The organism is Methylibium sp. (assembly GCF_031393925.1).
Taxonomy (GTDB): domain Bacteria; phylum Pseudomonadota; class Gammaproteobacteria; order Burkholderiales; family Burkholderiaceae_C; genus Methylibium.
Genome location: NZ_JANMWL010000242.1, coordinates 1 through 4,914 on the forward strand (window position 1 = coordinate 1; position 4,914 = coordinate 4,914).

4 protein-coding genes and 2 pseudogenes are annotated in these 4,914 nt (G+C 68.0%); 4 read left to right on the forward strand and 2 right to left on the reverse strand.

The window, feature by feature from the left end; all coding sequences use genetic code 11:
* Together RMO12_RS12630 and RMO12_RS12635 are read left to right on the forward strand one after the other, a co-directional pair.
* Positions 1-145: pseudogene (locus tag RMO12_RS12630) on the forward strand (tRNA uridine-5-carboxymethylaminomethyl(34) synthesis GTPase MnmE); the annotation flags it as partial.
* A gap of 109 nt (positions 146-254) precedes the next feature.
* The gene (locus tag RMO12_RS12635; protein WP_309626234.1) at positions 255-722 is read left to right on the forward strand and encodes a cyclic nucleotide-binding domain-containing protein; all 468 of its coding nucleotides are present in this window, start codon (positions 255-257) and stop codon (positions 720-722) included.
* A gap of 89 nt (positions 723-811) precedes the next feature.
* Here RMO12_RS12635 and RMO12_RS12640 read toward each other — a convergent pair whose 3' ends face one another.
* Together RMO12_RS12640 and RMO12_RS12645 are read right to left on the reverse strand one after the other, a co-directional pair.
* On the reverse strand, positions 812-1,351 hold the full coding sequence (locus tag RMO12_RS12640) for an adenine phosphoribosyltransferase (protein WP_309626235.1): 540 nt from the start codon (positions 1,349-1,351) through the stop codon (positions 812-814).
* Between the two features lie 130 nt (positions 1,352-1,481).
* Positions 1,482-3,479, reverse strand: coding sequence for a cation:proton antiporter (locus RMO12_RS12645; protein ID WP_309639560.1), 1,998 nt, complete (start codon positions 3,477-3,479; stop codon positions 1,482-1,484).
* A 141-nt stretch (positions 3,480-3,620) separates the two neighbouring features.
* On the opposite strand from RMO12_RS12645, the gene RMO12_RS12650 reads away from it, so the two are divergent.
* Both RMO12_RS12650 and RMO12_RS12655 read left to right on the forward strand, forming a co-directional pair.
* Complete coding sequence (locus tag RMO12_RS12650; RefSeq protein ID WP_309626237.1) at positions 3,621-4,580, forward strand: KpsF/GutQ family sugar-phosphate isomerase; 960 nt, start codon at positions 3,621-3,623, stop codon at positions 4,578-4,580.
* A gap of 3 nt (positions 4,581-4,583) precedes the next feature.
* Positions 4,584-4,914, forward strand: a pseudogene (locus RMO12_RS12655) (3-deoxy-D-manno-octulosonate 8-phosphate phosphatase); the annotation flags it as partial.

Consider the following 4,914-nt stretch of genomic DNA (forward strand, 5'->3'; position numbering starts at 1 on the left):
GCTGGCAGCATGCGCAGACGGCGCACTCGACCTGCTGGCCGAGGAACTGCGACTGGCGCACGACGCGCTCGGTGCGATCACCGGCGCCTTCACCGCCGACGATCTGCTTGGCGAAATCTTCGGGCGCTTTTGCATCGGGAAGTGATGCCCTTCACGGGCTGCCGTCGCGGGCCACCGGACCGAGCGATGGAGAGCGCCGGTCCGCGCGCCGATAATCGAGCGAGACAGCCCGGCGCTTTACCAACGATCCACCTATGACCCACGACGAACTGTTTCAGGCCATCCAGTCGCTGAACGCCGAAGACGCGTTCAGGCCGCGCCTGGACGCGGCGCAGTGGCGTACGTTCCTGCAATATCTGACGCCCCATGAGTTGCGCGGCGGTGATCTGCTGCTCAAGCAGGGCGACCAGGATCGCACGGTCTATTTCCTGGGCCAGGGCACGCTGCAGGTGTATGTGAGCGGTGGCCTGCCGGGGGCCAACAAGATCGCGATCCTGCGGCCTGGCTCCATTTGCGGCGAGCCGGGTCTGTTTGCCGACGGCGTACGCACCGCCAATGTCGAGGCGATGACGCCGAGCATTGCCTGGGCGATGCGCCTGCCACGCTTCGAAGAGCTTGGTGCGCGCGTGCCGGCGATCGCGCTCGAGGTGCTGCGAGCCGCGGGATCGGTGATGGCCTTGCGCATGCGCGCCAACCTGACGCGTCAGATGCCGATCACGTAGTTGGATCGCTGCGCTCGTGAACATCGACAAGGGCAGCATTCGCGGCCCTTGTCGATGAAAGAGAGTACGAGTGAGGGCAGCGCGAGGGGTCAGTGCCCGTCGAAGCTGACCAACGTGAAGAGCGACAGACCCGCTGCGCGCAGCTTGGCGGCGCCGCCAAGCTCGGGCAGGTCGACGATCGCTGCGCCCTCGATCACCGTTGCCCCGAGCCGCTCGAGCAGGCGTTTGCCGGCCATCATGGTGCCGCCGGTGGCGATCAAGTCGTCGATCAGCAGAACGCGAGCGCCGGGCTCGACCGCGTCGGTGTGGATCTCGACCGTCGCCGAGCCGTATTCCAGCTCGTAGCTCTCCGCCACCGTCGCATAGGGCAGCTTGCCCTTCTTGCGGATCGGCACGAAGCCAATGCCCAGTTCGTAGGCCAGCACCGAGCCGATGATGAAGCCACGCGCGTCGAGTCCGGCCACCGCGCTGGCCTGCAGCCCGAAATAGCGATGCACGAACTGGTCTATCAGCACCCGAAACACCCGGGGACTCTGCAGCAGCGGCGTGATGTCGCGGAACTGCACGCCGGGCGTCGGCCAGTCGGTCACGGTGCGAATGGTGTCGCGGATCAGGGTGCGGTCGTCCATGGAAGTCGGGTCAGGGCGCCGGCTCGAGGCGGGTAAGGATTGTGCCGCTGCCCATGCCATGCCGGCGTCGCGCCGCCGCAAGCCAAGCGCTCTGCACGATCGCAGCCGGAGGTGATGCCGGGGCCAATGCTCAGCCTTCGAGCAGCCGCTTCTCGGCCAGCGCCAGCGCCTCGGGTCGACCCGACAGCACCAGCGTGTCGCCGGCCTGTAGGACGACGTCGCGGCCGGGCCTCAGGGCTGCGCCGCCCGCGCGGCGCAGTGAGACCACCTGCACCTCAAGGGGATCGAGCGCTTGCTGGCCAAGCGTCTGGCCATGTCGGGCGCCGCGTTCGGCGAGCGTGATGCTCTGCAACCGGGCCTGGTGCATTTCCTCGACGGTGTCGTCGTCGGCGCCGTGGAAGTAGCCGCGCAGCAGCCCGTAGCGGGCGTCACGCTGGTCTTGAACGATACGGATCACGCGCCGCACTGGCACGCCGACGAGGGCCAACACGTGCGAGGCCATCATCAACGAGCCTTCGATCGCCTCGGGCACGACTTCGGTGGCGCCGGCCGCCCGCAGCCGTTCGAGATCGCTGTCGTCGATCGTGCGTACGATCACCGGCACGGCGGGCGCATGCGCCCGCACCAGCCGCAGGATCTTCAGCGCCGCTGGCGTGTCGTGGTAACTCACCACCACTGCGGTCGCGCGAGCCAGACCGGCGGCCATCAAGCTCTTCAGGCGGGACGCGTCCCCGAACGCGACGTTCTGCCCGGCGGCGGCGGCTTGACGCACGCGGTCCGGGTCGAGGTCTAGCGCCATGTAGGCAATGTGCTCGGCCTCGAGCATCCGCGCCAGGTTCTGGCCGCTGCGGCCGTAGCCGCAGATGATGACGTGCGCCTCGGCGCTGATCGCGCGCTTGGCGATCGAGGTGACGGCCAGCGACTGCAGCAGCCAGTCGCTCGCGGCCAATCGCATCACGATTCGGTTGCTGTAGAGCACGATGAGCGGCGTGGCGAGCATCGACAGCACCATTGAAGCCAACACCGGGCCTTGCAACTGGGGAGGCAGCAACTTGCCCTGTCCCGCCAGCTGCAGCAGCACGAAGCCGAACTCGCCGGCCTGTGCGAGATAGAGGCCCGTGCGCAGCGCCACGCCCGTGGTTGCACCAAAGCCGCGCGCCAGGGCGGTGACGAGGCCAAACTTGAAGAGCACCGGCACGGTGGTCAGCAGCGCCACCAGCATCCACTGGTCCCAGATCGCGCGCAAGTCGAGTTTCATGCCGATGGTGACGAAGAACAGGCCGAGCAGTACGTCGTGAAAGGGCCGGATGTCGGTCTCGACCTGGTGCTTGTATTCGGTCTCGGCGATGAGCATGCCGGCGATGAAGGCACCGAGCGCGAGCGACAGGCCCGCATGCTCGGTGAGCCAAGCCAGGCCGAGCGTGACCAGCAGCAGGTTGAGCACGAACAATTCCTCGCTGCGGCGACGCGCCACCAACGTGAGCCACCACCGCATCACGCGCTGGCCGCCCACGAGCAGCAGCGTGAGCAAGACGGTGGCCTTCAGCGCTGCGATCAGCAGCGCGCGTGTCATGCCTTCGGCGGATTCGCCCAGCGCGGGGATCAACACGAGCAGCGGCACGACCGCCAAGTCCTGAAACAGCAGCACGCCCATCACGCGGCGGCCGTGTTCGGTCTCGAGTTCGAGCCGATCAGCCATCAGCTTGACAACGATCGCAGTGCTGCTCATCGCAAGCGCCGCGCCCAGCGCAATGGCGCTCTGCCAACCCAGACCCCAGGAACGGCCGAACATCGACAGCACCCATGCAAGCGTGGCGTTGCCGGCGATCGCGGCGAGCACCGTGAGGCCAACCTGCGACAGCCCCAGGCCGAACACCAGCGCGCGCATGCTGCGCAACTTGGGCAGGTTGAACTCGAGCCCGATGACGAACATCAGGAACACGACGCCGAACTCGGCGAGGTACTGCATACCCACCGAGTCGCCGGCCAGTGCAAGCGCATGGGGACCGATCGCCACGCCCACGGCCAGATAGCCGAACATCGGCGGCAGCCGTAGCGAGCGGCACGCGGCCACGCCGAGCACTGCGGCCACCAGGTAGAGCAGGGCAAGTTCGAGCGATGAGGCCATAGGCGGCGCGCTTGCAGGTTCGGCGCCGCGACAAGGGCCGCGCCTAGAATCGTTGGATGCTACCCAAGGCCCCGGACGTGCAGCCCCGGGGCGCACCCTGTGAGCCAGCCGTTAACTTCATCAGCGCAGCGCAGCGTCGACATGGGCGCGCAGGTGCTTGCCATTGAAGCCGAAGCGCTCGGCGCGCTGCGTCAGCGAGTCGCCGGGCCCATGGCCGGCGCGTTTGCCGCCGCGGTGGCCTTGATGCTCGCCTGTCGTGGTCGCGTGGTCGTGATGGGCATGGGCAAGAGCGGTCATGTCGGGCGCAAGATTGCCGCGACTCTCGCGTCGACCGGCACGCCTGCGATGTTCGTGCATCCTGCGGAGGCGAGCCATGGCGACCTTGGCATGGTGACGCCGGGCGACGTGGTGCTGGCCATCTCCAACTCCGGAGAGGTCGATGAGCTGACGGTGATCATGCCGGCGATCCGTCGGCTCGGCGTTTCGCTGCTGGCGATGACGGGTCGGCACCAGTCCACGCTGGCCCGGCATGCGGATGTGGTGCTCGACAATTCGGTCGCACAGGAGGCCTGCCCGCTGAACCTGGCGCCGACCGCGAGCACCACCGCGCAGCTCGCCCTCGGCGATGCGCTCGCGGTGGCGCTGCTCGACGCGCGTGGCTTCAAGGAGGCTGACTTTGCGCGTTCCCACCCGGGCGGCTCGCTTGGCCGCAAGCTGCTCACGCATGTGCGCGATGTGATGCGCAGCGGCGAGGCGATCCCCCGCGTTGCGCTCGACACCGTGTTCACCGAATTGATGCGCGAGATGAGCGCCAAAGGCCTGGGCGCCACCGCGGTGGTCGACCTGCGCGGCAAGGTCCGAGGTATTTTCACCGACGGCGACTTGCGCCGGCTGGTCGAGAAGGGGCGCGACCTGCGTGCGCTCGTGGCCGCCGATGTCATGCAAGCCGCGCCGCACACGGTGCGCGACGATGCGCTGGCAGTGGATGCGGCCGACCTGATGGAAAAGCGGCGTATCACCAGCGTGCTGGTGGTCGATGCCACCGGTGTGCTGGTCGGCGCCCTCAACACCAATGACCTTCTGCGCGCGAAAGTCATCTGACCCATGCGCGAGATCCGACCGACCTTGGCGTTTGCGCCCGAGCTGTTGCTGCGCGCGCAAGGCATGCGCGCCGCGATCTTCGATGTCGACGGCGTGCTCACCGACGGGCGCCTCTACGTCGACGAACATGGCGAGAGGGTCAAGGCCTTCAGCACGCTCGACGGTCACGGCCTGAAACTGCTCGCCAGGGGCGGCATCGAGCCGGTGCTGATCACCGGGCGCGGGGGGGGGGCGGGGGGGCGCCCGGGGGCCCGCCAGGGGAGAGGGCGCGCGCGAACTAGGGGCAAAAACAAACAAACCGCCCGCGCCACCCAACGGGGGGGGGGGGGGGTGG